This window comes from Lactobacillus sp. ESL0700 (assembly GCF_029392095.1).
GTDB lineage: Bacteria > Bacillota > Bacilli > Lactobacillales > Lactobacillaceae > Lactobacillus.
The window spans coordinates 336,604-362,148 of the sequence record NZ_CP113930.1 but is presented as its reverse complement, the minus strand read 5'-3'; the positions used below and the strand labels follow the sequence as shown (position 1 = coordinate 362,148).

Here is a 25,545-nt window from a genome sequence, read left to right as displayed (position 1 = left end):
TTACTTCTTTTCCTTTTTTTCTTCGTGAATTTCGTGGACAAATTTCGGCAAAACCATCATCCGTTTAAAGCGGCTCGGGTTTTTAACTAAACGGTAAAACCACTCAAGATGGGCATGCTGCCAAAATAATGGTGCTCTCTTAACAGCTCCTGAAAAGACGTCGAAGCTGCCGCCAACTCCCATCATTAATGCGGGCAGCAAGTTCTTCCGCAAAAGTGACAGCAGCTTTTCCTGTCTTGGGGAACCCAATGCAGCAAACACCAAGTCAGGTTCTGTCCGTTCAATCTGATAAGCCATAACTTCCAGGTCTTCGTTAAAATAGCCATTTTCGGCACCAACTAATTGAATTCCCGAATATTCGCGGGCAATTTTTTCCTGGATAGCATGAATAACGCTTGGTTTAGCACCAATTAAATATACCCGCAAATTGCGCTCGTTAGCGAGCTTCATCAGCCACACAAATAAATCATAGCCCGTTACCCGCTCCTTAAGCGGTGTGTTTAACATTTTAGCTGCCTTCACAATTCCAATACCATCGGGTGTAATGTAATCAGCATCAAAATTCAGGATTTTCATAAATTCAGGATTTTCATTCGCCGCCATTACAATCTCGGGATTAGCAGTAACAACAAAAGTTGACTGGTGGGTATTAATCCGACCAACAAATTCATTTTGAAATTGGGTGAAACTTTTGTTATCGAAGTCAATCCCTAAAACGTTTACTTTACTCAATTGTCAGCCTCCTAGAGCACTTTTTAATCTTATTTTAGCAAACAATTAGGCCTTGCGGGATATGTTTTAACTTATATACTATAAATATGATACGATTAAGGTAGCTGCACAAATAGGAGCGTTTACAAAATGAAAAAAGTTATTACTTACGGCACATTCGATCTACTGCACTACGGACATGTTCGCCTGCTCAAAAGGGCAAAGGAAATGGGCGACTACTTAATTGTCGGCCTTTCAACTGATGAATTTAACCAGCTGCAAAAGCACAAGGAATCCTACAACAATTATGCCGAACGCAAATACATTTTGGAAGCAATTCGCTACGTTGACGAAGTCATCCCAGAAGATGGTTGGGAACAAAAAATTAGTGATGTTCAAAAATACGACATTGATACCTTCGTCATGGGCAATGACTGGGAAGGTAAATTCGATTTTCTTAAACCATATTGTAAGGTCGTCTATTTACCTCGCACTCCTGGGATTTCAACTAGTAAAATCAAAGAAGACTTGAAATAATTAAAAAAACTCTGAACTAACTTTAGTTAATTCAGAGTTTTATTTTATTTTATTTTGAAAAGGTAAATTCGAACCGATCAGCAACATAGCTAGCTCGCGTGTATTCAAACGGCTCACCAGTTGTCAGTTCCGTTACCTGCAACCTTGTAATTAAGGCCTCACCCTTGCGGGCATCTAATAAGCGCGCCGCATTTTCATTAGCAACAGCCGCCGAAATATGCTCGGTCACCTGACCAACTTCATAACCGTTTTTGGCCAAAGTTTGGTATAAGTGCGAAGAAATATCAGATTTAGACATTTTTTGAATTAAGCGATACGGAATAGTAACCACTTCATAACAGATCGGCACCTCATCGGCATAACGAATCCGTTCCATCCGCAAAATTTCTTCATTATCGGCAAGGTTCAGCCGCTCTTTTTCTGATAAAGATGGTTTACCAATATGATAGGAAATTAACTTACTTGATGGTGTCTGTCCGTTAGCATGTGTAATCTCGGTGAATGACATGATGCCCGACATTTTTTCCTGGACCTTCTGGCTGGCAACATAAGTACCACTGCCAAGGCGGCGCTCCAAAATCCCCTCATCCTCTAAGGTCTTAATCGCCTGTCGCAGCGTCATGCGGGACACACCAAACTTTAGCGCCAACTGCCGCTCGGCAGGGATCCTGCTGCCAACACGATAGACGTGATTTTCAATGTCGCGTTTAATCTGATTATGAATTTTGATGTACATTGGTTCTTCCATGAGGCACTCCTCCAAATGTGTCCTTTTATTATAATCTAAATTGGTCTAATTTGCACAAACAAAAACGGCTAGATTTTTATCACGATTTTTTCTTAGCGGTCCATTTAATTCCTAAGATATTGACATTGGCTTTTGAGCTGCATTCCACTGGCAATAATTCCTCGCTTGAAGCCACTACACTAACCCGCATCTGCGCATTATCCTGAACTGCTAAACTTGCACCGTTAGGGTTAAACACTAAGTCGTGTCCTTCAATTTGTGCCTTGTCACCTAGTGCCAAAAAATATTGGTATTCATTGCCACCATTAAAGGTTACGCGTCGTGCAATACAATTTGCGGTGTCTTGAAAGTCCGCATGATTTAAAATTACCGAATTAATCAGGGTAATTTGCGTTTCATTAACTGCAATTATCCGACTAAGCTGACTATTTTGAACAATCACATGAGGCTTTTTATCCAAATATATTCCGCCGGTGAAATAACTATCAACGATATTCACCCAAGAGTCATCGGTAATATACATACAAGCGTCATCATCAGACAAAATCTTGCTGTTTAGCATATTCAGCCATGTTTTCCCTTGCAATAAAATCGTATCGGCAACCGAATTATTCAAATCCACTTCGGCATTAGTTTTGACAAAAGTATCAATACTGCCGTGAATGCGCGAATTATTAATTATCGCTGTCCCGCGACCTTCCAAAGCCAAAACGCCAAATTCTTCGGCCACATTTTCAATAGAAGAATCGTTCATTTCCAAGCGAAAATCGGCATCCGCAAACAATGACACCGAGCCGTTCATAATCTTAGTTGAATAAAGTTCCAGCGTAATCTTACCGTTAGCCGCAATCGCTGCCGTATCACTGCCAAAGCCCTTGATGACACAATTACGCAGACTAAGATAAGTATTCGCCTCAGCCGGCACAAACAAAGTATTATTATCATTATTTGTGTTAATGCATAAATTTTCTAAATTAACGAAGCGACTGTCAGCTGCAACATTAACATACCCCAAAATCGTCGTATCTTCGGGCAGGCTGCCAGTACCCTTAATTGTAATATCTGCTAAGGTAATTCCTTGCGGCAATTCATAAAATCCCGGCTCCAAAAACATCACATCATCAGCGCGTAAATCCTTCAACGCCTCATGCCAGCTGATTTCACCACCACCAGCTCCCACTTTAATTAGTCTTGGCATAACAATCCCTTTCTCAGTGAACAGTAAACTAGCTATCATTGTACTATTTTTTCAAGGTCAATAGTTAAAACTAACTTGTAAAAGTAAATCTTACTCATTGCTTCCCCTTTATTTTAATTTGCTTGGCCTAATTTAAGCAAATTGTTTTTAACAAAAAACATTCGAGAAAATCTTGATTTTAAGGTAAAATGAAGGTGTATTTTAGAAAATAGTACAATACTATTAAAGAAACTTTAGAAAGGTTGGATTCTATATGAAACATAACCGTCAACAATTAACTGGCTATGATCGTTTCTCAAGTAAAAATATTATCAAGTTTGGATTAATCGGCTTGGCTCTTACCTCTGGCGTAGTTGGTCTCAGTAAGCAAACTGTAAATGCGGCGACTACTGATGCTAAGACAACACAAACCGCGACTGCACCTAAGGCCGAGGTAACAAGTGCCCCAGCTAAGACTAACGATGCTGATGATAAACCAGTTGTTCGTCAAAAATTAACGGAATCTTTTGATCCTGAAGAAAAAACGTTAGTCCACAATGCCTTTTTGTACAATCAAGACGGCAAACGGGCCAATGATGTAACAATGAATGCTGGTTCAACTGTTGAAACTTACGGTACGACTTTAATCAATAACCGTAAGTTCTACAACTTAAAGAACCAATTATATATCGCTGCCGGAAACATTGACCGCAAAACTCGCGAACTTGCTCGCGATTCTTACATTTATGATCAAAACGGTAACCAAGGATTGCCAATTGTTTTAGCTAAAGACCAATACATCCCTACCTTTGGCGATCCTGTTAGCATCAACGGTACTGAATACTACTTAATTGACCAAAATCAATACATTAAAAAAGGCGACTTAGTCGAAATCAACCCAACACCACAACGTCCTGGTGATGTTGATGGGTTAGTCATTAATGGTGTTCTTAAGCACAAGGCTTACATTTATGACGAAAATGGCAAGCGGACTAATAAACTGATTTTAAAGATTGGTACTAAGTGCTACGCTGCCATTAGTGAAACAATTAATGGCAAACAATATTACGAATTTGACCACGGTAATAAGCGCGTCTTAGCAGCTAACATTGATGGTACTAAGCGGACCTTGACTCACAATTCTTACCTATATAATAAGCACGGTAAGCGGATTGGTCACAAGGTATTATCTGCTAAGTCCAGTATTCGCACTTACGGCAGCTCCGTTTTAATCAAGGGTCAACGTTACTACATCGTTGACAATAACCGCTACATTAAACGGGCTAACTTTTAATAATTAAAACTAATATCCAGTCGGTAGGCTGGATATTTTTTTGTTAAAAAAGAAGCAACTTCTATTCAGAAGTTGCTTCTTTTAGGGTTGGGTAATTCTTTTAAGAATTATTGGGTTAGCTGGATTCGAACCAGCGCATACTAGTACCAAAAACTAGTGCCTTACCGCTTGGCTATAACCCAATCAATGGAGGAGGGTGGATTCGAACCGCCGAACTCAGAGAGAGCGGTTTTACAGACCGCCGCGTTTAGCCACTTCGCTACTCCTCCATAACGCACGTTAATTATATTACCGAAAAACGTGCGTAATTGCAAGTAAAAATTACTTAAATTTTATTTCTTATTTTCTTTGACGAACTTTTCCAGTCGCTTCAGGCCTTCATTAATGACATCCATCGAAACGGCATAAGAAAATCTAATCCAGCCCTTGCCGCCTTTGTCAAAGCAGGAACCGGCAGTTACGGCTACGCGAGCCTTATCAACCAATTCATAAATGAACTTTTCATCGTCTTGTTCTAAGCCATCCGGAATTTTAGCAAAAATGTAGAAAGCACCATTTGGCTTGACGCATTCAAAACCAATCTTAGTTAAACCATTGTAAAGAACATCGCGCCGCTTTAAGAATTCTGCCTTCATTGGTTGTGAATCATCCATCCCGTTCTTAAAGGCTTCTTCAGCGGCATCTTGCATCGGTGTCGGCTCAGTAGTGTTAGCTGCTTGGTGAACTTTGGCAATTTGTTCCAAAATATCCTTTGGCGCACAAACAATCCCAATCCGGTAACCAGTCATTGCCCATGACTTAGAAACCCCGTTCATCAAGATTACTTGATCATGCAAGCTCTTTTCCATTGAGGCATGTGGTTGATCGTAATTTAATTCACTGTAAATTTCATCACAGACAACAAAAATTGGCTTATCACGGACAACATCGGCTAAAGCATCAAGTTCTGCTTGACTGTACATTGCACCAGTTGGGTTGCTTGGGTAGTTCATTACAAGCATCCGAACCTTGTCGCCGTACTCATCAAGAACTTTTTGCAGCTTAGCTGGTGTCAACTTAAAGTCGTCTTCAGAAGTATCAATCTCAACGATTTTAACACCTGTCCCCAGCACAGTTTCATCAGTCATATATAATGAGAAAGCTGGTGTTGGAACAACCATTATATCGCCAGGATTTAAGCATGCAACTTCTGCATCAAAAATTGATTCAGTTACCCCATTAGTTACCAAAACTTCAGTAGCTGGGTCATACTTTTGACCATATTTTTTAGCTAAAAATTGACTTGCTGCCGTTCTGAGCCCCATTGTACCGTTAGAAGGTGCATAGTGAGAATGGTTATCGTCGATACTCTTCTTGGCAGCTTCCTTAATATGTTCTGGCGTGTTAAAGTCAGGCTCACCCAACGTGAACTTAACAACATCCGGAATCTTACTAGCATAATCAGAAAACTTCAAAATCGGATTTGAAGGAGCATCTGCTAAGCCTTTTTTCATATAATTGATTAATTTAACCATATAATTTCACCAAACTTTCTTTTTCATATGAACAAATTATACAATTAATATCATCATTTTTCTACAATTATTTTTTAATTTTTGGCTAATTTACTATACTTGCCCCTGCACCTGATTCCGCAATTTAATCATTACAGGATAATTATTGGTAAAAATTCCGGCGACATGACGCTGGAAGTATTTTTTGGCAACAGCTGGATCGTCAACAGTCCAAATCCGCTGCGTAATCGCTTCTTGTGAAGTAAGAAATTTTCCCGGATGAATCCCAGCAAAATGATTTTCCTTAATTAATTTGGCTGAGTTAGTAACATCCTGATCTGTCAAATAACAGTAAATCTGGTTAGGATCAATTTCTTGGCAATTCTTTAACGTTACGTAATCAAAGGACGAATAAATAAGCGGATGAACAAATTGGTATTGCTTTGCCAAAGACAATACCGTCTTTTCAATCCCTTGATAATGAATAATTCCCGTCTTAAACTCCAAGTTAATTAGAATGTCCTTGCCGCTAAGCAAGTCAAAGAGCTCACGCAATTCTGGCACCGGCTCACCGTTAGCCAAATGCAATTGCCGCAGCTCTACTAACGTAAAATCCTTGATATAGCCCTGACCATCAGTTGTGCGATCAACACGTTCGTCGTGCATCACAACTGGGACGCCATCCTTAGTTAAGTGAACGTCAAATTCAACACCTTCAACGCCATTCTTAATCGCATTGCGAAAACCTTCAAGCGAGTTTTCCGCAAATTTTGCGGGATAACCACGATGACCAAATACGATTGTCTTATTTTTACCAGTATTCATAATGTTATTATTGAGACCTCTATTAATCTTCCAACAAATTACAGAGGCTATCTTAAACCAATTACCCCCACTTTTAAATAGAAAAGCAAAATTTTATTAATCCTAATTAACTTTTAATAACTAAACATTTACAATAGCGGTAAGTAATAAATAATATAGGAGATTAATATGAAGAAAAAATGTTTTTTAAAAAACAAAAAGCAACTATTACTATTCAATGCAGTTGCCGTTAGCGCAGCTATTTTAGCTGGTACAGATACTACTATTAATGCCGCTGCACCTACTGACAATCAAACGTCAACTGAACTAACTGACAGTCAAATCACCACTGGTAACGACGGTGAGTGTGTTTGGACGTACAATAAAAACTCCCAGACATTAACCATTAGTCCAGGAACCAAAGGTAACCAATTGGGAACTGAGCAGTTAGCACAAATTGTTACTAGCAGCAGTAAATTCGGCGACGAAGATACTGAGGAGCAAGTTTATAGAGATAGTAAACTTAAGCACCTTGTCTTCACCGGGCAAATTAAGTTACCAGCCGATTCGCGCTACCTTTTCTGCCAACTTGAAGGCCTAGAAGACATTACTGGATTAGACAAAGTTGATACCAGTAATGTAACCAACATGCACTTTTTATTTAAAGAAGACAATAATTTGCGCAATTTAGACTTAAGCAACTTTGATACCAGTAAGGTTACCGACATGGCGTGGATGTTTGCTGGTGATGACAAATTAACTAACCTTGATGTAAGTAAGTGCAACACCGCAAAAGTTACTAATATGGAAGGAATGTTTGATTACACCCCGAATGTTACTAAGCTGAACGTCGCCAATTTTGACACGAGCAACGTTACCAATATGGCTAACATGTTTTCAGGAACTGGTGTAACCGAACTCAATCTTAGCAATTTAAACACCAGTAAAGTCACCAACATGCGCAGTATGATTGCCAATAATCCGCAATTAGTTGCCCTTAATTTAGGTAAATTAGATACTCATAATGTAACTGATTTTAACAGCATGCTCAGTAATAATCCCAAACTGCCAGCAATTGATGCCAGCGGCCTGGATACTGCCAAAGCAACTGACATTAGTGGCATGTTTGAACGCGACACAGCTTTAACCAAGCTTGATTTGCATAATTTTAATACTAAAAACGTTAAGCGCATGTTGTTGGTCTTTGAAAGTGACCCGAATTTGACCGAGCTGGACCTTTCAAGCTTTGATACAAGCCAAGTTACCAACATGGAAGGCTTATTTGCTGGCGATACCAACTTAGCCAAGCTAAATATTTCTAGTTTTAATACTAAAAATGTGACTGATATGGACCAAATGTTCAAAGGTAGCGGCTTAGCCAAAATTGATGTACACAATTTTAACACCAGCAACGTTACCAATATGAACAGCATGTTCCGCGATACTCCTAATTTAACCAGTATCGATTTAAGCCATTTTAATACCAAAAAAGTGACCGACATGACCGACATGTTTAACGGTACAACTAGTTTAATCGACCTTGATTTATCAAGTTTCAACACCAAGAAATTACGTCGGATGAGCGGAATGTTCAAAGGTGCTAAAAACTTGCGGACCATCAATTTATCAAGCTTTAATACCAAAAAGGTCACGCACAATCGCTTCACCTTCCAAGACGATACTAAGCTGATCAAACTTGATCTCAGCAACTTCGATACTAACCACATTATTCATAACAAATTTGATCGAACCGATTTAATTCAAGATATGCTCAAAAACACGGGTGATCCCAACGGCTTCATTTTAAAGCTAGGTCATCACCGGATTTATCCTGATGCAAGCCTTGCAAGTGGCAAAGACTATATTCAAGCAATCGGTACAGGAACCGTCAATAAGCCAAACGGTAAAACCTTTACAACTGGCGAATTACAGACCCTATACAATCAAGCAAATGCTAAGTGCCCTACCGCTACTTATGTAATGTATAGCGGTAAGCAAAAACCACAATTTACAGTTAAAAAGTTACGGCATAATGCTTACGTTTATAATCAATTTGGTAAAAAAGCACGACAAAAGTCATTAAAGAAAAATCATTCATTGCTTGTCTTAGGCCCAGTAGTTACAATTAACGGCAAAAATTATTATTGCATCGATAGTGGAAAATACGTTAAAGAAAACAGTTTTAAGTAGGCACAATTTCCTGCTATAATAAAAAAGAGAGCAGTAGTATTGTCCACACGCTCCCTTTTGAAATTATTGCTTATGGTGATTTTTGATGTAATCTACGATCAGATCAGCAATAACATTGGCTAGTATACCTGATACTAAGCCAATTATGAATGATAACATTTGAGGTTAGCTTCAATAAGTCCTAAAGTTGGTTACTTTAGGCAATCATTAAAAAAATCGTCAGGTGTTCATTAGATCTCACAAATACCATCTCAGTACCTCAGCTGCTATAATAAAAAGAGAGCAGTGGTATTGCCCACACGCTCCCTTTGAAAATTATTTCTTACTATGATTTTTGATGTAATCTAAAATCAATTCAGAAATAACATTGGCTAGTATCCCAGATACCACACCAATAATGAAACTTATCATCGGAGTTTCGCCTCCTAGAATTACCATAATTAAGAGTGATTAAATCTCAGATAATTCCATTAGTCATTTTACCAGAATTTTATACGTTGACAATGCCAATGTTCTTTCGTACAATATTCACGATGAAACTTATCACGGGGTAAAACCTCGAAAGCCCTAAAGCCGATTACTTTAGGCAATCATTAAAATGATCCTCTGCTTGTGCAGAGGATTTTTTATTGCCGTCGAATAAGCTATAAAAAATTTGCCACTCTAAAGGAATGCACTAAATTTTGCACCGCAAATTTTTACTAAAAACTGTTTAACCTAAATAAATGACAAACAAAAAGAAAGCCCATTATCAAGGCTTTCTCCAGATACTTAAGCTATAAACTACTAAATTAGTTTTGCACTTGCAACTTTAGTATTACTATTTAATTCACTTGTTGTAACAGCTATATCAAAACTTCCAATCTTATTTTGTGAATTAGTAATAACCACTATAATCGAAGGGTCCTTATTTTCATCTTTAATCTTTTTAAGATCCATTAAAGCTATTTCTTGACCCATTTTCACTCTTTGACTTTTTTCAACATAAATTGTAAAAGGATTATTTTTTGATTCAACAGTATCAATTCCCATATGAACTAATATCTCTAATCCATTATCAGTCGTTATTCCAATCGCATGCTTTGTTTCGGCAATCATTGATACAGTACCAGATACTGGTGCATAAATTTCACCAGAATTTGGCATTACAGCAAAACCTTTACCCATCATTTCTTTAGAAAAAACTGGGTCATTAACTTCATTTAATGAAACTAATTTTCCAGATACAGGAGAACATAATTCTACAGTTCCTTCAATGTGTTCTTTAATTTCATTCTTTTTTTCTCTACCAAATATATAAGCTACTGAAGCACTAACAACAAAAGCAGCAATCAAGCAGAAAATCATTAACATTGCATTAGTAAAACCATCACCTGCTTTGACATATACAGGTAACGAAGTGATTCCTGGCATAACAAACGCAAAACACTTTACACCAAACAAAACAGTTAAAATACCGCCAATTCCTGACCCAAACATTGCACCTAAAAGAGCATTTTTATGTATTACATTAACCGTATATAATGCAGGCTCTGAAATTCCTAAAAATGCTGAAAAGCTAGTAGACATCCCTGCAGATTTCATTTCTTTATCTTTCATTCGAAGAGACATACCAAAAGCAGCTCCAGATTCAGCTAAATTGTGTACAAATGAAATCGGTAATAAATAATCATATCCTAAAGTAGCAATATTTTGAATCTGGATAGGAGAAGTTGATTGATGCATTCCAGTCAAAACAATTAAAGGCATGAAGAACCCTAACAAAAATCCTGCCAATAGTCCTGCTTTATTAAACAGCCAAACAATACCACTGGCTAAATATTGTCCACCATAAGCACCTAAAGGAGCCAGAATCCACATAGCAATTGGAACTGCAATAATTAACGTTAATGCGGGAACTACAACCAGTTTAATAACATCAGGAATAAACTTATCAATAAAATGATAAATTATTGCCATTAATCCAACACCTAAAATAACTGGAAATACTGATGTAGCATAATTAAATACAGGTATTTTTAATCCAAACAAAGTTAATCCAGAGTTGCCACTCGAAATCTTTGCAGTAAAGCTTGGATATAATAGTGCTCCAGCCATACAAATACCTAAAAATTCATTTAGTTTAAACTTTCTAGCAGATGAGATTGCCAGCAAAAATGGCAAAAAGTAAAATGGAACATCAGCAATTAAGTTAAAAAGCGCTATAGTAGTATTTTTATCCAAAGCAGGAAATATCGCTAAAATTATAGCCAATATTCCTTTTAACATTCCTCCAGCAACCAAGGCAGGCAAAATCGGTTGAAAAACTCCCGAAATAACATCCAAAATTATTTTCCCACTAATTTTATGTGTAGTATTTGAATTATCACTTTCTTTTTGACCTAAAATATTCTCTACTTCTGAAAAAAGTGAATCTACACCCGGTCCTATTACAACTTGATATTGGTTATTTCTTAGTTCTGTACCTAAAACTCCCTTCAATTTTTTTATTTCAGATAAATTAGTTTTAGAATCATCATTAACAGTAAATCGTAATCTAGTAACACAATGCCAATAATTATTAATATTTTCATTCCCACCCAAAAGAGAAATTATTTTTTGAGCTAACTGATGTTTATCCATACCTTAAAATCCTCCTTTAAATATTTTAAAGTACATTATTTTTAACATGTTGCTTTATCCAGTTTTTATACCAATAATATGAATCCTTTTTGTAGCGCTTTCCTGTTCCTTTACCTGCATTATCTAAATCAACATAAATTACCCCATAACGCTTGGTCATTGTTAGTGGACCACAAGAAACTAAGTCAATAATTCCCCACATTGTGTACGCAATTAAATCTACCCCATCCTTAACAGCTTTATCTAACTGCTCTAAATGCGCCTTTAGATATTCAATTCGGTAATCATCATGAATTTGATTATCAGCTGTTAACGTATCTGCAGCCCCCAAGCCATTTTCAGCTACTATTACAGGTAAATGGTATCGATCATAAACTTGATTCAAAGTTACTCTTAAACCAACTGGATCAATTTGCCATCCCCATTCTGACTCTTTCAAATAAGGATTCTTTTTTGTCATAATAAGATTTCCAGCTGTCTTTTCCCAGTTATCATCATTTGTAGATACTTGAGAAAAATAATAAGAAAATGATACAAATCCTACCGTTCCATCTCGTAATAATTCTTTATCTCCTGGTTCAAAATGAACATGAACATCGATTTCATCAAAATATCGTTTAATATATTCGGGATAATATCCACGCGCCAACACATCTAAATAAAACCAGTTAGAATATTGATCATCCTGAATTGCCTGCAAATTATCCTCTGGCTTGGAAGTTGCTGGATATGTCGTAAATCTGGCAATCATTCCTCCAACCAATTTTCCAGGAACTAATTTTCTTCCAAGTTGAACCGCACGTGCACTACATAAAAATTGATGATGCAAACATTGAAAAATTTCTTGATTCATATTTTCTTCTGTACCAGGAATTAAGCAAACACCATCCCAAGGAGAAAATTTAGAAGCATTAATTTCATTGAAAGGAAGCCAATAATCAACTAAATCACCTAATCTTTTGTAGAGAACAGTGACATAATTTTCGAAAAATTTAATAATTTTTCTATTTTTCCAACCTCCATATTTTTCAACTAAATTTACTGGTATGTCATAGTGAATCATTGTTGCAAAAACTTTTATGCCATATTTTTTACACTCTAAAAACATATTTCTGTAGTATTTAATTCCCTCTTCATTTGGTTCAGAGTCATCCCCATTAGGGAAAATTCTGGACCAAGAAATAGAAGTTCTAAAAATTTGAAGCCCCATATCAGCCAACATTTTAATATCGTCTTTATAATGATGATAAAAATCATTTCCCCTTCTTAGCGGATAGTACTCAGTCCCCATGTCTTTTAGAGCTTTATCATATTCTTCTTGAGAAAATGGATTATTTTGATGCTTTTCCTCTATTTGTTGAGGTGTCCAAGATGGATCTAAATATCTTAAATCTTGCGTAGAGACACCTTTTCCACCTTCATTAAATCCACCTTCAGCTTGTGAGCATGCCATCGCTCCCCCAAGTAAATACTTTTTATCATAATTAGTATTATTCAATTTATTTCCTCCAATTTTTAAATTTATATAGCGGTTACAATGCTATAATATAAGTAATTAAAAATTAATTAAATATCATAATCATGTAGATTTAATATCATATTCGGTAAAATGAATAATTTAGATAAACTAATTTATAGAAATACAAAAAGTGAAAAATGGCACTTAAGTCATCCAAACGCTTTAAGTCCATTTTACAATTCCTTACATACAAAGAATTATCATGGAAATAAAGTATTCTTTTTTGACTTTATTAATACACTTAAAACACATAATATTGGTATGATTAAAGAAAGCCGTTATACCATTATTCCCCCACATCTTCATAAAGATATGGAAATGAACTACGTTTATTCCGGATCATGTACTTTTTTAATCAATAAAAAGCGCATAACTCTCAAACAAGGAGATGTCTGTATACTAGACACTGATGTTATTAATAGTGTTGAATATAAAGGTGAAAACGACATTGTTTTTAATATTATTTTTAAGAAAGACTTTTTTTCATCAACTTTCTTATCACAATTCAGCGCTTCAGATACCTTAGGGAAATTTCTACTTAATGCAATCATTGGACAACAAATAAAAAATAATTTTTTGATTTTTCATACACATCAATCAAAAAAATTTAAGCAAATATTTCATTTGATACTTGAAGAACATTATTTTCCAAAATCAAATAGTCTACAGCTTATAGAAAATTATTGCTCAATTTTATTTTTTTATTTAAGTAGACTAATTAAAAAAGACAAAGACAATATCATATTCAGCACTAAAAATAAAAATGCACTAATGATTTTACAAGAAATTGAAAAACTAGATGGTAACTGTTCATTAAATTCTCTATCGCAAACTTTTCATTTATCAACAAGTAGTATTTATAAATTATTGAAGAACTCAACTGGAAAAGCATTTTCAGAAATAAAACTTGAAGCACAACTAAAAAAAGCATGTTTACTATTAACAGAAACCTCTCTTCCAATTTTAGAGATAGCTGAAAATGTTGGTATCAAAAATATGACCTTTTTTTACAAAAAATTTGAAAGTTTTTTGGGTGTGACACCAAAAAACTACCGTATCAACAATCAAAATTTACAAATATAATCTATGTTAAATGTAAAATTAAAAATATTAAGAATATAAAAAAGAGCAGTGGTATTGCCCACACGCTCTCCTTTTGAAAATTATTGCTTATGGTGATTTTTGATGTAATCTACAATCAGATCAGCAATAACGTTAGCGAGTATACCAGACACAACGCTAACTATAAAATATAGCAAGGTTTCTTGCCTCCTAGAATTATCATTATTGAAATTAGTCGGATTTCAGGTAATTCCATTTGTCATTTTACCAGAATTTCATACATTGACAATGCTAATAATTCCACGTAAAATAAAGCTATAAAATGTAGCAAGGCTTTAAGCCTCATAAGTCCTAAAACCAGTCATTTTAGGCAATCATTAAAATGATCCTCTGTTTATGCAGAGGATTTTTTGATACCGCCGTAAAATACGCCTGAATAACAGTTCGTTATCCAGCACGGTTTACGGCGATTTAGCTTAAACAAATAGATTGTAAATAATTTAACACCCTAAAGGGATGCACCAAATTTTGCACCGCAAATTTTTACTAAAAACCGTTTAACCTAAATAAATGATAAACAAAAAGAAAGCCCGTTATTAAGGCTTTCTTGAGGTATCTAAGCTAATAGATTTAAATTACTGAACACATTTATTATAGCATTTTTCGGGTCACTTTTTTACGTTTAGACCAATTTTAGAATATTTTGATTAATCTACCTTTGCCTAAAATTTTGCACCGATTCTTAAAATTACAGCTAATTTTATCTAATTCCTAACAACAAAAAAGCCTTAACACCAACGCTTGAAGCTAATTGACATTAAGACTAATTACATCTATTGGGTTAGCTGGATTCGAACCAGCGCATACTAGTACCAAAAACTAGTGCCTTACCGCTTGGCTATAACCCAAACATTTGAGCTTTTACTTGTCACTCAACATTTATAAGTATAGAGAAATGTAACGCCTAAGTCAAGTAAAATTTTTATTTTCTTGTTATAAGTTTAATTCATACGCATATCTAGCCCCATCTGGCGTTGGATCAACTTGAATTACGCCGCGATATTGATAGCCTGACTTCTTGATTAACCCCTGCATGCGCTTGTTCAAAGCATGCGTATCAATGCGGAAGTTATGAAAGCCCAAGAATACTCCCCGCGACAATAAATTGGAAATAAAAATCATTCCCAAATGTTGGCCGCGATATTGATCAGAAATTGCAATTCGATGAATTGTTGCATATTCCGTCGTCGTATTTTGCCATGCACCCGCAATTTCATCGTAATTATGATCAGGAGTAGTTTGTAAGACCGCAACTCCTGCTACTTCTTGGTCAACAATTAACACGTACGCGCGCTTCTTGATAATATCATCCTGAAACATTAGCCTATTAGGATGCCCATCTTGCCATTGAGGGCTACCATCGCGTTTTAACAACTCTTTTGCTTGGTTAATAATCGTCATAATTGCCGACATATCAGCGTTTTGCGCCAAGCGAATATAAACTGACATTCTTTTTCCTCCACTATTATTAATAGTTTAATTTTAGTATAATAGTTGTAATTATAGCAACAGCTAGGAGGAAAATAACATGGCAATTAAACTAGTTGCAATCGACACCGACGGAACATTATTAAATTCAGCTGGGCAGATTTTAGCCAGAACTAAAGCGGCAATCACTGAGGCACTTAACCAAGGTATCAAAATTGTCCTTTGTTCTGGCAGGCCAATTGCAGGCCTTAAATCATATATGACAGAACTAGGTATTACTGGCCCAGAGCAATACGCCGTTACCTTAAATGGCGCAATTACACGCGATGCTGACGATAAAATTATCACTAAAGATCTGGTTAACAATGAACTTTATCGTAAAATGACGGCATTTGCATTAGCCCACAAGTTACCATTCAATGTTGTGGACGAAGATTCACACATCATCACCGCTAATCATAATATTGACTACGTTGTCTATCTTCAAGCTTACGAAAATACCGCTCCTCTATATGTACGTACACCAGACGAATTGCCCGATAGCTTTTCGGTTGCCAAAGGTTGCTTTGTCGGCGAGTCTGAATTGCTTAATCGCTATCAAGATAGTATTACAGCTGAATTTGGCAAAGATCTCTATGTTATTCGCTCCGATCCACACTTCATCGAGCTGCTCAATCCCAAGGTCAACAAGGGTAATGGCTTAAAAGAGCTTTGTGCTACATTAAACATTGATGCTAGCGAGGTCATGGCACTTGGCGATGAGCGCAATGATATTCCGATGTTTAATTTTGCTGGTACAGGTGTGTGCATGGGTAACGGTAGCCAGCAGGCTAAGGAGCAAGCTGATTATATAACTAGCTCAAATGACAATGACGGTATTAGCCAAGCCTTTACCAAATTTGTTTTTTAGAATTATCAAGCAAAAGAAAGACAGCTTACATCGATTGTAAACTGTCTTTTTAAATTCCAGAATTATGGCTTGAAACTCAAATTATACTTCTGATCTTTAACAACATAGGTCGGTACACTAATAAAATGTAGCGAACAAATGTCATCAGTCCGCGATACGCTGAAGCCAAAGTAATTATAATCACCATCATGCAAAGAACCTTGCGTGTTAAACAAATCTCCAGCATGTTCCCATTCCTGATAGTTGCTACGTTTGCCGCGATCACTTTCACCGCTGCCAACATAGCCAAATATCATTTGTTTAATGCCAAAATAAATACTTTTCTTCAGCTCAGTCATCGACAATGTCTGCTTCTGATTATAAAAGCCAGCCATATCTTCAACGTAATTGTCATTCAAATTTAAGCCGTTAGCTTGGCAGGCGCGGACAATGCCCGGCACATAATGGCCATCCTTGATCGTTCTGCCATTTTGTTCGTACTCTGTTGCAATTGCTTGCGCCAATTTCTGCGTACCAGCACTATCCACCCAAGCCTTCAGGCCTAAGTTATTGCGAGCTTCATTAATTAATCTAAGAGAAAAATCCGATAAAGTCGTCAATTGTTCTGGCGTAATATTGTCCAAGTCAACCTCTGTTTGATTATCTGCCTTACTTTCGGCAAGATGATTGCGACTAAAAGTATTGGTCTTCATCCCCTGCATGGAAGCAGCGACAAACGCCTTACTAGGATGTCCCTCATATGCCTTAAGCAATTCTGCCCGATTATATCCTCGCGGCAGCACCATTTGAGCTTTAACATAGGTAACAGCTTTAGCTTTTTTAACTGTCTTCACATCTTTAGCTAAAATCCAGTGCGCATTATTACCAATTTTATAGGCAGAAGCATGCCGCTTACCAATTCGACTTTTACTACTATACGAATATTTATGGTTCGGTAAAGCATAATAATTAGAATGCTTCCCAGAAACCCAATAAAGCCGGACCTTTTTCTTTGTCTTAACTTTGACGTAGCCTTGAGTTGCCGCCGTGACGGTTTGAGAAGTGTTTTGCACATCTGCCGTACCAATCAACAACAAAGTAACACTAATTAAAGCAAGCGCAAATTTATTTTTCTTCATTTAATTTCCTCGAGAGTCGATAGTTCTATATCTCTTTGTGGCTTTAACTGTCATTTTAAAACTTATTGCTAGTTAATGCCAATTAATTTAATTCTGCTTCTTCAATTAAAACGGTCCATTTGCCAAAATATTATTTTTCCACTAAAGTTATTTACTGGTGCTTCAGAAAATTAAACAAATTGAAAGAACGTGTTAATGTGAAAAAGAAAAATTTTTTAATTGGTGCAGGTATCTTATTAATTGCCGCTAATTTACGGCTGCCAATTACAATGATTCCGCCAATTTTACCTTGGCTGCAAAGCGAAATTGGTTTGGCACCAAGTATGAGCGGCTGGCTGACAACCATTCCACTAGTCATGTTTGCCTTATTGTCGCCAGTCATTGCTCACCTGGGGATTAAGCAAGGTAATGCCAAAGTGCTATTTTTTACGCTTTTAATCCTAGCAATTGGCGGCTATTTACGCGTTATCCCTAACAGCTACTTTCTACTGCTAGGAACAATATTAATTGGTATCGGGATTTCCGGTGGTAACGTGCTGCTTCCTGCCGTTATTCAAGAATACTTTCCAACCAAGGCGACGGTTTTCACCAGTCTTTATACTTTTACTATGGGACTAGTGGCTTCTCTTGGGACTGGACTTGCAGCTCCGTTAGTTAAAAAAATCAACTTGCCAATGACGCTGGCATTATTTAGTTTAATTGGCCTCGGTGGATTTTTATTATGGGCAGTTGTCGTCCGGATTGTTCCTAAACCCCACCATGTCAAGGCAACTACGCAAAATAAGGTTACTTCAATTAATCACTATCAACTAACATGGTTAATTACCTTCTTCTTTGGTACCCAGTCACTGCTCTACTATTCAATGCTGACTTGGCTGCCAAGCTTTTGGACCAGCACAGGCTTTAGCGTGACAACGGCTGGACTATTGGCAACAATTTTTCAATTATGTGGGATGCCAATGTCCTTATTGACGCCAATTATTGCTCGAAAAAAAGTAGGTATGGCTTTAGCATCCAGTATCGTCGGTGGTGGCTTTGCCATAGGTGCAGGACTATTACTACTATTCCCCGGAAATTTCACCGCTAATGTGATTCTGGCGATTATTTTAGGAATTGGTGCTGGTTCAGCCTTTAGTCTCTGTGTTGTTTTCTTTCAAAAGAAATCAGCTAACTTTAGGCAAACAGCTCAACTGTCAGGGACAGCCCAATCATTCGGCTATCTTTTAGCGGCAGTTGGTCCTGCCCTATCAGGCTACTTGCAAGGCTTGCTTCATTCCTGGACGCCAATTTTTATTGTTTATACGATTTTAGGTGTGCTACTGCTAATTTCAGGAATCATTATTACTAATAAAAAGCCGCTTAATAGTTAATATTAATTTTAAAGATAATCCATTAAATCCTGTTAAACAGATACCTTATAGTATCTAGTTAACAGGATATTTTTGTTTAAAATAAAAGGAAGACATCATAAACTGTCTTCCCTAATCTCTACTATTTATAATTTTAAATAGTAAACTTGTATTCTATGCGATCACACCTAACAATTGACTTAGAAGAATGGATCAATTGATGATCTGCAGTATAGCCATCCTTTTTAACAACAAACAGAGGATCACCAAGTGCACACTTTAATTCATCCGCATACTCTGCATCTGCCGTTATGCCATCAATTTTCAATTCTGATTTAGTAATCTTGACACCATAATATTCTAGCAAAGTATTATACAAGCCTTTTGATGTTAGCATCTTTTCAATAAACTTAGGAAATTTCTCACCAGAAACATAGAGATTATCTAGCCCGATCGGCACTCCTTCCCTAATAAAAAGACGTTTAATATAGACAACTGGAACCGAAAATTTGGCTTGAATTTCTTCTGGCAACTCATTAGCTTCATTAATAATTTGAGTTTGCAAAAATTGGCTCTCTAATTGTTGTCCTTTGGTTGAAAAAAAGTCAGTAAAACCAACTGAATTCTTTCCAATTTGTAAACTTTCTTTTTTAACTTTTACAAAAGTACCTTTACCACGAATCTTTTTAACTAAATCCTGAGCTTCTAAAATTTTTATTGCTTTACGAACTGTTATTTTACTAACTGAATACAAAACACAAAGTTCGCTTTCAGTTGGTAATTTTTGTGTGGGATAATACTTATTAGAATAAATATTGCTTTTAATCAAAGAAGCAATTTGTAAATATAATGGTTTGTCATTTTTCAGCATTTTCATACGTGTATCCTACTATAAAGCAATAAAAAAGTCCATTTATCAGACATTAAGCTGAAAATGGACTTTTATTTTTACAAAATTCCCAAAGCACCTATTATTATACCGAAAATGATAATACCAATTAAGAGGGCATTTGTATTAATCTTTTTCTTAATCAAATAATAAATTGCTAAAGTAAACAACAAGGGTAACATTTTAGGAAACATTTGATTTAAAATTGACTGCAAAGTTAGTTTAGCACCACCTGCAGCAAATTTAATCGGCGTCGTAATATCCACCATGCTAGCAACCATGCCACCAACTATTGACAAACCAATAATAGAAGCAAATTCCATTATGCGGTCCATTAAACCTTCTTGATACATCTTAGTTAAGTACTTGTTCCCAGAATTATAACCTAAAAATGTACCGTAATATGAAGTCAGCAATGAAGGTATCATAAACAATCCAACTGCTAGCAATGGACCTAAAATACTGCCTTGCTTGGCAAATGAAAGCCCAATACCAAAAGTAATTATTCTAACTGTACCTTGGAAAAACGAATCACCAATCCCAGCAAATGGCCCCATTAAACTGGTCTTAATCATTGAGATTGATTCAGGATCGTATTCACCCTTATTTTGAGCATTTTGCTCTTCCATCGAAGCAGCAATCCCCATGATAAAGGAAGTCAATTGCGGTGTACAGTTATAAAATTGCATATGACGCTTATAGGCCTTTTTCTTTTCTTCCAAATCATTAGCATATAATTTGTCTAAAATTGGAGCCATTCCGTACATAAACCCCATATGCATTTGCCGCTCATAGTTCCACGAACACATAATGGTCATTGATCTAAAGAAAACCTTACGTAAGTCTTTCTTTGTAATGATACTTTTCTTTTCAGATTCTTCCATTTTTATTTCGCCGCCTTCTTTCCACCATAATTGACTTTATCCATAATAAAGGCTAACAAAACCGAGAAGCAGGTTAAGCCAATCAGACTCAAATTTGAATATGCAACTACTAAAAAGCCGAATAAGAAATATGGAAATAGCTTTTTACTAAGCATTGTACTCAGTAACATAGCAAATCCCAATGCTGATAACAGATTACCCGCAACTGTTAATCCATGAGTTATTACAGTAGGAATACTATTAACGATCGGCTTGATCGAATTGGCACCAAAGTAAAAGGCAACGAAAATCAAGGCAAAATACAGTATTGAGTTTAATAAAAATGACCAAATCACATGAATATGCTGGGCCTTTTTAAATTTGCCCTCATCAATCGCCTTGTCGGCTACGTGACCAAATTGCGCAATAATCATTCTCATTAAAATATCAATAAATTCCGCTGCAACAGCTACTGGCAACGCAATGGCTAGAGCTGTTTCTTTACTAGCACCAGAAATAATTGCAAACGCTGTAGCTACAATACTACCAATTTGCATGTTTGGCGGAGCTGCGGCACCAATGGCAACAAATCCCATTGAGATTAATTCCATCGAAGCACCTAAAATAATGCCGGCTTTTAAGTTACCTAGCGCTAATCCGGTCAGCATACTCAAAATTAATGGTCGACCAAGATTCTGTCTACCAATCAGCCTTGAGTCGATAACGCCAACTATTGACACGAAGCCTAGCAGGATTGCTTTTATTAACATAACTCATCCTCCTTACTTATTATTTATTAAAGTCCACTTTTTCTGGAGAAACTGCTGGAACCTGTTGAACCACAATCTTAACGTTCTTAGCAATAATTTTTCTGGTTGCTTCTAATTCTTCATCATTTAGAAAAATAGTTTTACCATATTGCTTTGAACCATCTTTTTTAGCAACGCCACCATAATTAATTTCTGTTATTTCTGGTAATTGCTCTGTTACTGCTAATGCTTCAACTGGTCCTTTTGCCAAAATCATAATTTGGTCTTTTGGATTTGCTTCAACTACAGAAGCAACTTGATTAATCGGCACAATGTCCAATTCGCAATCTGTTGGCTTAGCCATTGACAATGCCATTTTAGCCATTGGATTGTTTGGAACTATGTCATCTGCCACAATAATTCGATTAATAGAATATTGCTTAACCCATGAAAAAACAACTTGTCCATGAATTAAACGATGATCTACTCTAAAAAGTTTAATCATATTTAATTACCCACTCTTAATTAATAATCAAGGTGCCACATATATCTACGAACATCCAATGAATGACCGCGTTCGTAGGCAATTGCCTCAACCATTTGTCTAATAACAACACCAGATAAAATAGCTGCAATAAATTCTTTAGCTTCTGGCTTTACATCATCTAATGGCAAATCTGCTTGATCAAGAACTTCTAAGCACTTAGTATGTTGCTTAGCAAATTTTTCTACTCGTTCATCAAGGTGACGAGTATTACCAATACTCTTAACTAAAATAAACGGTACATCATAGTCTGTAACTTCAAATGGACCATGGAAGTATTCGCCAGAATTGATTGCTGCTGAGTTAATCCATTGCATTTCCATAAACCAGCACATTGCAGTTGAGTAAACTTCACCATAGTTAATACCACTACCAATAGTGTAAATATTTGCACTGCGTTTATAGCTTTGGCCCCATTTTTCAGCGGATTCAGCGTGATCCTTCTTTACCTTAACTGTTAAGTCTTGTAACTTATTCAATTCGTCAAAGCAAACAGCCCACTTTTTATCACCAGTAAAATGCTCTAACAACTTAAATACTAAACCATATACTACAGGCTTATTTAAATCGCTGGCATCAGCATCTGTTCCCCAATCATAGTGAATTGGAAATTCAGTTGCTTGCCATAATGGTGATTCATCAGCATGAGAAAAGCTAATGGTGATGGCACCTTTTTCTCTTCCTAATTTAGTAGCATTAACAGTTTCTGGGGTAGTACCAGAATGTGATATCGAAATAACAATTGAATTCTTGCCTAAGGATTTTGGTGCATCATAAACGAATTCATTTGCAGTATATACTTGGCTGATTAAATCAGTATTTCTGTCCATCATGTATTTACCTGGCATTAATACTGCTTGTGAACCACCACAAGCTACAAAATAAATACTCTTGATATCCCGCTTCTTAACTTCCTCAATCGCTCTATTGATTTGATCAATATGTTCTTTTTTCATAATATCTGCTCCTTAAATTATGCTTGATTATATAATCTTATATAATCTTTAATTCAAGTATACTATTTTTAAATAAAATGTAAACGATTTCTTTAAAAATACTTGAGCTTTTAGTGAAAAAATTACAAAAAAATAGACGTTAGCCAATTTTTTGACTAACGCCTATTTAGATTATTTAGTTTTATGATATTGGTGGTCTTAAAAATTAATACCAACCATTTGCTTGCCAGAAAGCCTTAGCAGCTGCCCATGAGCCGTAACGACCAGCAACATAATTATCTGCAACTCGTTCTTGGTTAGCGGCAGAATAATCGCCGTTAAGGTATGAAGAAGAAAGTTGGTATTTACCGATGTATTGGCCATTTTGTGCACTGTATGAGCCGCCTGATTCGCGTCCAGCAATCCATGCCTTAGCACTGGATTCTGAATCAGAAGCAGTTGCAACAACATTTTGACTAGTAGCAGCAGTGTTATTAGTAGTAGCTGCATTATTTGTTGTTACTTGTGTATCTTGAGCTGGGTAGTAGCCTTTGTTAACGTATGCAGCTCTAACCCATTGGTTTTTGCCAAGGTCGTACCATTTATGACCTTGAGCATCGTAAGCGGTTTTGATAACTTTCCAAGAAGAATTACTTGGTAAAACTTGACCGGTAGCTACTGGATTCTCGTAATTATTCCAAACGTGAATTAAGTTGCCGTCAACGTAGTTCACTGTAACAACTGCTGCATCATTAGCAACCGTTGCTGCGTGAACAGTGCTTGTCTTTGCACTATTCATCACCATTGCACCTGAAACTGTTAATGCTGCCACTGCTGCTGATTTAACTAAGATAGATTTTACCTTCAAAAATTTTCTCTCCTTAATAAAAAAATTTCATATCATTTTCTTTCCAAAATTGAACAAATCCAAAAACGACTTACTCAATTTGATTGTCTCTATACTACAGTGTTAAAATGTCAGAACCATAACAGAACTATCTCTCAGGCTTTAAGAATTGATTACCCAATGACAACTTTATGTAACAATTGTAATATTTTGCAAAAGCGCTTTCTTAAATTAACAATCTTGTTAGAATCAGCACTTGAAGCATTGTTTACCATTAAAAATTTAGACTTGCACATAACAAATGGTCTAGACAGCAATCAATTTTGCAACACAATTGCAAAAATTGTTGTGAACTCTATTCTTCTCTTATTGCGAAAAGTGCTATAGTTAAATTGTACTTTTAATGAAAGGAAAATTATCATGAGCAAATACGTTGTTAAATTAGACGAAAAAGATTGGCAAATGATTAAGGACTGTCACTCAAAGAACCCTTCATTGATGAAGGCGATGAATGAGGCTAAGAAGGTCGAAGATTAGTCCTAAGAATAAAAAAGCTTCCTTTTAAGGAAGTTTTTTTATTTTGCAAACTTGTGCTTTTTAGCAATTATTCTAACTTAACATCATTATCAGTGTGCCCAGTCAGCAAAATCTGATGAAAGTTTTCATAACTAACCGCAATCATATCAGTTAGGGCCGGACTGGTGTAAGAGCCAATATGCGGTGTGAGCAAGACTTGAGGATAGAGTTCTTGCAGTTGCCTCGTTTGTGGATCAGTAATTTGACCGTGAAAGTTCTGTCCCATCACTTTGGTCTCATTGGGCAAAACATCTGAGGCAAAGCCAGCAATTGTCCCATTTTTGACAGCAGTAATAATTGCATCATAATCTGCCAGCTGCGTTCTTGCCGTATTAACTAGCACGGCTGATTTCTTCATTTTACTTAAAAAAGTGGCATCAATCAGCTTATCATTTTGTCCAGGGAAATATGGAACGTGAATTGATACAATGTCAGACTTAGCAAGTAATTCATCTTGACTAACAAATGTTACAAATTGTTTCGCATAGTCACTCGGGTACGGATCATAGGCAAGAACATTGGTGCCGAACCCATGATAAAGTTTGGCTTCAGTAGCACCAATTCGACCAGTACCAATAATTCCAACAGTTCCTGAATGGATTTCACCAGAGAACATGCTGGGTAACACGCGAAAGTCGCCGTTGTCTGTACTAGTCGTTGCTAGTGCAAGATGGCGAAACAGCATCATCCCCAGCGTTAACGCCAATTCTGCAACCGCATAAGGTGAATATGCAGGAACTCGCGCAACCTTCATCCCATATTTGGCACAAGTTTTTAAATCAATATGATTAAAGCCAACTGTCCGTGTAAAAACATACTTAATTCCCCAATCATGGAATTTAGCTAAGTTTTCTGCATCAGCAACACAATTGGCACGCAATAATACGGCATCTGCACCCTTAGCAGTTGCTACATTATCATGAGTCAACAGCTCCTGTTCCAGTTTCAGGTCATAATGATACTTGTTTAACTTTTCAAAAAAGGCCACTTCGTTTTCACGAACACCATAAGCCACAATTTTAAGCATTCCATATCTCCTTATAAATAAATTAAATATTTCTAGATTATTAAAAATAATTTAATACTAATTTACACTAAAACAAAAAAACATTCTATGTTT

At 36.3% G+C, this 25,545-nt stretch carries 22 protein-coding genes and 3 tRNA genes; 6 read left to right on the top strand and 19 right to left on the bottom strand.

Annotated elements, in window-relative coordinates:
• The gene (locus OZX63_RS01805) at positions 1-732 is read right to left on the bottom strand and encodes a WecB/TagA/CpsF family glycosyltransferase (protein ID WP_277144107.1); all 732 of its coding nucleotides are present in this window, start codon (positions 730-732) and stop codon (positions 1-3) included.
• 129 nt (positions 733-861) lie between these two features.
• Here OZX63_RS01805 and tagD point away from each other — a divergent pair, with 129 nt between their 5' ends.
• Entirely contained in the window at positions 862-1,248 is a 387-nt protein-coding gene (gene tagD / locus OZX63_RS01800) for a glycerol-3-phosphate cytidylyltransferase (RefSeq protein ID WP_277144106.1), read from the top strand.
• 49 nt (positions 1,249-1,297) lie between these two features.
• On the opposite strand, the gene OZX63_RS01795 is transcribed toward tagD, so the two are convergent.
• Both OZX63_RS01795 and OZX63_RS01790 read right to left on the bottom strand, forming a co-directional pair.
• Positions 1,298-1,996, bottom strand: coding sequence for a GntR family transcriptional regulator (locus tag OZX63_RS01795; RefSeq protein ID WP_277144104.1), 699 nt, complete (start codon positions 1,994-1,996; stop codon positions 1,298-1,300).
• A 79-nt stretch (positions 1,997-2,075) separates the two neighbouring features.
• Positions 2,076-3,194, bottom strand: coding sequence for a hypothetical protein (locus OZX63_RS01790; protein ID WP_277144102.1), 1,119 nt, complete (start codon positions 3,192-3,194; stop codon positions 2,076-2,078).
• 253 nt (positions 3,195-3,447) lie between these two features.
• On the opposite strand from OZX63_RS01790, the gene OZX63_RS01785 reads away from it, so the two are divergent.
• Positions 3,448-4,467 carry an SLAP domain-containing protein gene (locus tag OZX63_RS01785; RefSeq protein ID WP_277144100.1) on the top strand — a complete coding sequence of 340 codons (1,020 nt, stop codon included), beginning with the start codon at positions 3,448-3,450 and terminating at the stop codon, positions 4,465-4,467.
• A gap of 110 nt (positions 4,468-4,577) precedes the next feature.
• Here the strand turns inward: OZX63_RS01785 and OZX63_RS01780 are convergent.
• The 4 genes from OZX63_RS01780 to OZX63_RS01765 all read right to left on the bottom strand — a co-directional run bounded on the left by OZX63_RS01780 (position 4,578) and on the right by OZX63_RS01765 (position 6,785).
• Positions 4,578-4,649 (bottom strand) — tRNA-Gln (locus tag OZX63_RS01780).
• Positions 4,650-4,654: 5 nt separating this feature from the next.
• A tRNA-Tyr gene (locus tag OZX63_RS01775) sits at positions 4,655-4,736 on the bottom strand.
• A gap of 63 nt (positions 4,737-4,799) precedes the next feature.
• Positions 4,800-5,981, bottom strand: a complete 1,182-nt coding sequence (locus OZX63_RS01770) for an aminotransferase class I/II-fold pyridoxal phosphate-dependent enzyme (RefSeq protein WP_277144097.1) — start codon at positions 5,979-5,981, stop codon at positions 4,800-4,802.
• A 93-nt stretch (positions 5,982-6,074) separates the two neighbouring features.
• The gene (locus OZX63_RS01765) at positions 6,075-6,785 is read right to left on the bottom strand and encodes a glycerophosphodiester phosphodiesterase family protein (protein ID WP_277144095.1); all 711 of its coding nucleotides are present in this window, start codon (positions 6,783-6,785) and stop codon (positions 6,075-6,077) included.
• Between the two features lie 168 nt (positions 6,786-6,953).
• Between OZX63_RS01765 and OZX63_RS01760 the strand changes: the two genes are divergently transcribed.
• A complete protein-coding gene (locus OZX63_RS01760; RefSeq protein WP_277144093.1) occupies positions 6,954-8,954 on the top strand; it encodes a BspA family leucine-rich repeat surface protein in 2,001 nt (666 codons plus the stop codon).
• 786 nt (positions 8,955-9,740) lie between these two features.
• Here the strand turns inward: OZX63_RS01760 and OZX63_RS01755 are convergent.
• Complete coding sequence (locus tag OZX63_RS01755) at positions 9,741-11,576, bottom strand: glucose PTS transporter subunit IIA (protein WP_277144091.1); 1,836 nt, start codon at positions 11,574-11,576, stop codon at positions 9,741-9,743.
• 25 nt (positions 11,577-11,601) lie between these two features.
• Positions 11,602-13,074, bottom strand: coding sequence for a family 1 glycosylhydrolase (locus OZX63_RS01750; RefSeq protein ID WP_277144089.1), 1,473 nt, complete (start codon positions 13,072-13,074; stop codon positions 11,602-11,604).
• Positions 13,075-13,185: 111 nt separating this feature from the next.
• On the opposite strand from OZX63_RS01750, the gene OZX63_RS01745 reads away from it, so the two are divergent.
• Complete coding sequence (locus tag OZX63_RS01745) at positions 13,186-14,178, top strand: AraC family transcriptional regulator (RefSeq protein WP_277144088.1); 993 nt, start codon at positions 13,186-13,188, stop codon at positions 14,176-14,178.
• A gap of 815 nt (positions 14,179-14,993) precedes the next feature.
• On the opposite strand, the gene OZX63_RS01740 is transcribed toward OZX63_RS01745, so the two are convergent.
• Together OZX63_RS01740 and OZX63_RS01735 are read right to left on the bottom strand one after the other, a co-directional pair.
• Positions 14,994-15,065 (bottom strand) — tRNA-Gln (locus OZX63_RS01740).
• Between the two features lie 85 nt (positions 15,066-15,150).
• Positions 15,151-15,666, bottom strand: a complete 516-nt coding sequence (locus OZX63_RS01735) for a GNAT family N-acetyltransferase (protein WP_277144086.1) — start codon at positions 15,664-15,666, stop codon at positions 15,151-15,153.
• 79 nt (positions 15,667-15,745) lie between these two features.
• On the opposite strand from OZX63_RS01735, the gene OZX63_RS01730 reads away from it, so the two are divergent.
• Complete coding sequence (locus OZX63_RS01730; protein WP_277144084.1) at positions 15,746-16,555, top strand: Cof-type HAD-IIB family hydrolase; 810 nt, start codon at positions 15,746-15,748, stop codon at positions 16,553-16,555.
• A 62-nt stretch (positions 16,556-16,617) separates the two neighbouring features.
• Here OZX63_RS01730 and OZX63_RS01725 read toward each other — a convergent pair whose 3' ends face one another.
• Positions 16,618-17,673, bottom strand: a complete 1,056-nt coding sequence (locus OZX63_RS01725) for an SEC10/PgrA surface exclusion domain-containing protein (protein ID WP_277144082.1) — start codon at positions 17,671-17,673, stop codon at positions 16,618-16,620.
• Positions 17,674-17,870: 197 nt separating this feature from the next.
• Here OZX63_RS01725 and OZX63_RS01720 point away from each other — a divergent pair, with 197 nt between their 5' ends.
• On the top strand, positions 17,871-19,043 hold the full coding sequence (locus OZX63_RS01720; protein WP_277144080.1) for an MFS transporter: 1,173 nt from the start codon (positions 17,871-17,873) through the stop codon (positions 19,041-19,043).
• A 133-nt stretch (positions 19,044-19,176) separates the two neighbouring features.
• Here the strand turns inward: OZX63_RS01720 and OZX63_RS01715 are convergent, their stop codons facing one another.
• The 7 genes from OZX63_RS01715 to OZX63_RS01685 all read right to left on the bottom strand — a co-directional run bounded on the left by OZX63_RS01715 (position 19,177) and on the right by OZX63_RS01685 (position 25,452).
• A complete protein-coding gene (locus tag OZX63_RS01715) occupies positions 19,177-19,899 on the bottom strand; it encodes a GntR family transcriptional regulator (RefSeq protein WP_277144078.1) in 723 nt (240 codons plus the stop codon).
• A 71-nt stretch (positions 19,900-19,970) separates the two neighbouring features.
• On the bottom strand, positions 19,971-20,795 hold the full coding sequence (locus tag OZX63_RS01710; protein WP_277144076.1) for a PTS system mannose/fructose/sorbose family transporter subunit IID: 825 nt from the start codon (positions 20,793-20,795) through the stop codon (positions 19,971-19,973).
• Positions 20,796-20,797: 2 nt separating this feature from the next.
• Entirely contained in the window at positions 20,798-21,544 is a 747-nt protein-coding gene (locus OZX63_RS01705; RefSeq protein ID WP_277144074.1) for a PTS sugar transporter subunit IIC, read from the bottom strand.
• Between the two features lie 19 nt (positions 21,545-21,563).
• Entirely contained in the window at positions 21,564-22,028 is a 465-nt protein-coding gene (locus OZX63_RS01700) for a PTS sugar transporter subunit IIB (protein WP_277144073.1), read from the bottom strand.
• A gap of 20 nt (positions 22,029-22,048) precedes the next feature.
• Positions 22,049-23,023, bottom strand: a complete 975-nt coding sequence (locus OZX63_RS01695) for an SIS domain-containing protein (RefSeq protein WP_277144071.1) — start codon at positions 23,021-23,023, stop codon at positions 22,049-22,051.
• 205 nt (positions 23,024-23,228) lie between these two features.
• Complete coding sequence (locus OZX63_RS01690; protein ID WP_277144069.1) at positions 23,229-23,870, bottom strand: hypothetical protein; 642 nt, start codon at positions 23,868-23,870, stop codon at positions 23,229-23,231.
• A gap of 583 nt (positions 23,871-24,453) precedes the next feature.
• On the bottom strand, positions 24,454-25,452 hold the full coding sequence (locus tag OZX63_RS01685; protein WP_277144068.1) for an NAD(P)-dependent oxidoreductase: 999 nt from the start codon (positions 25,450-25,452) through the stop codon (positions 24,454-24,456).
• Positions 25,453-25,545 lie beyond the last annotated feature (93 nt).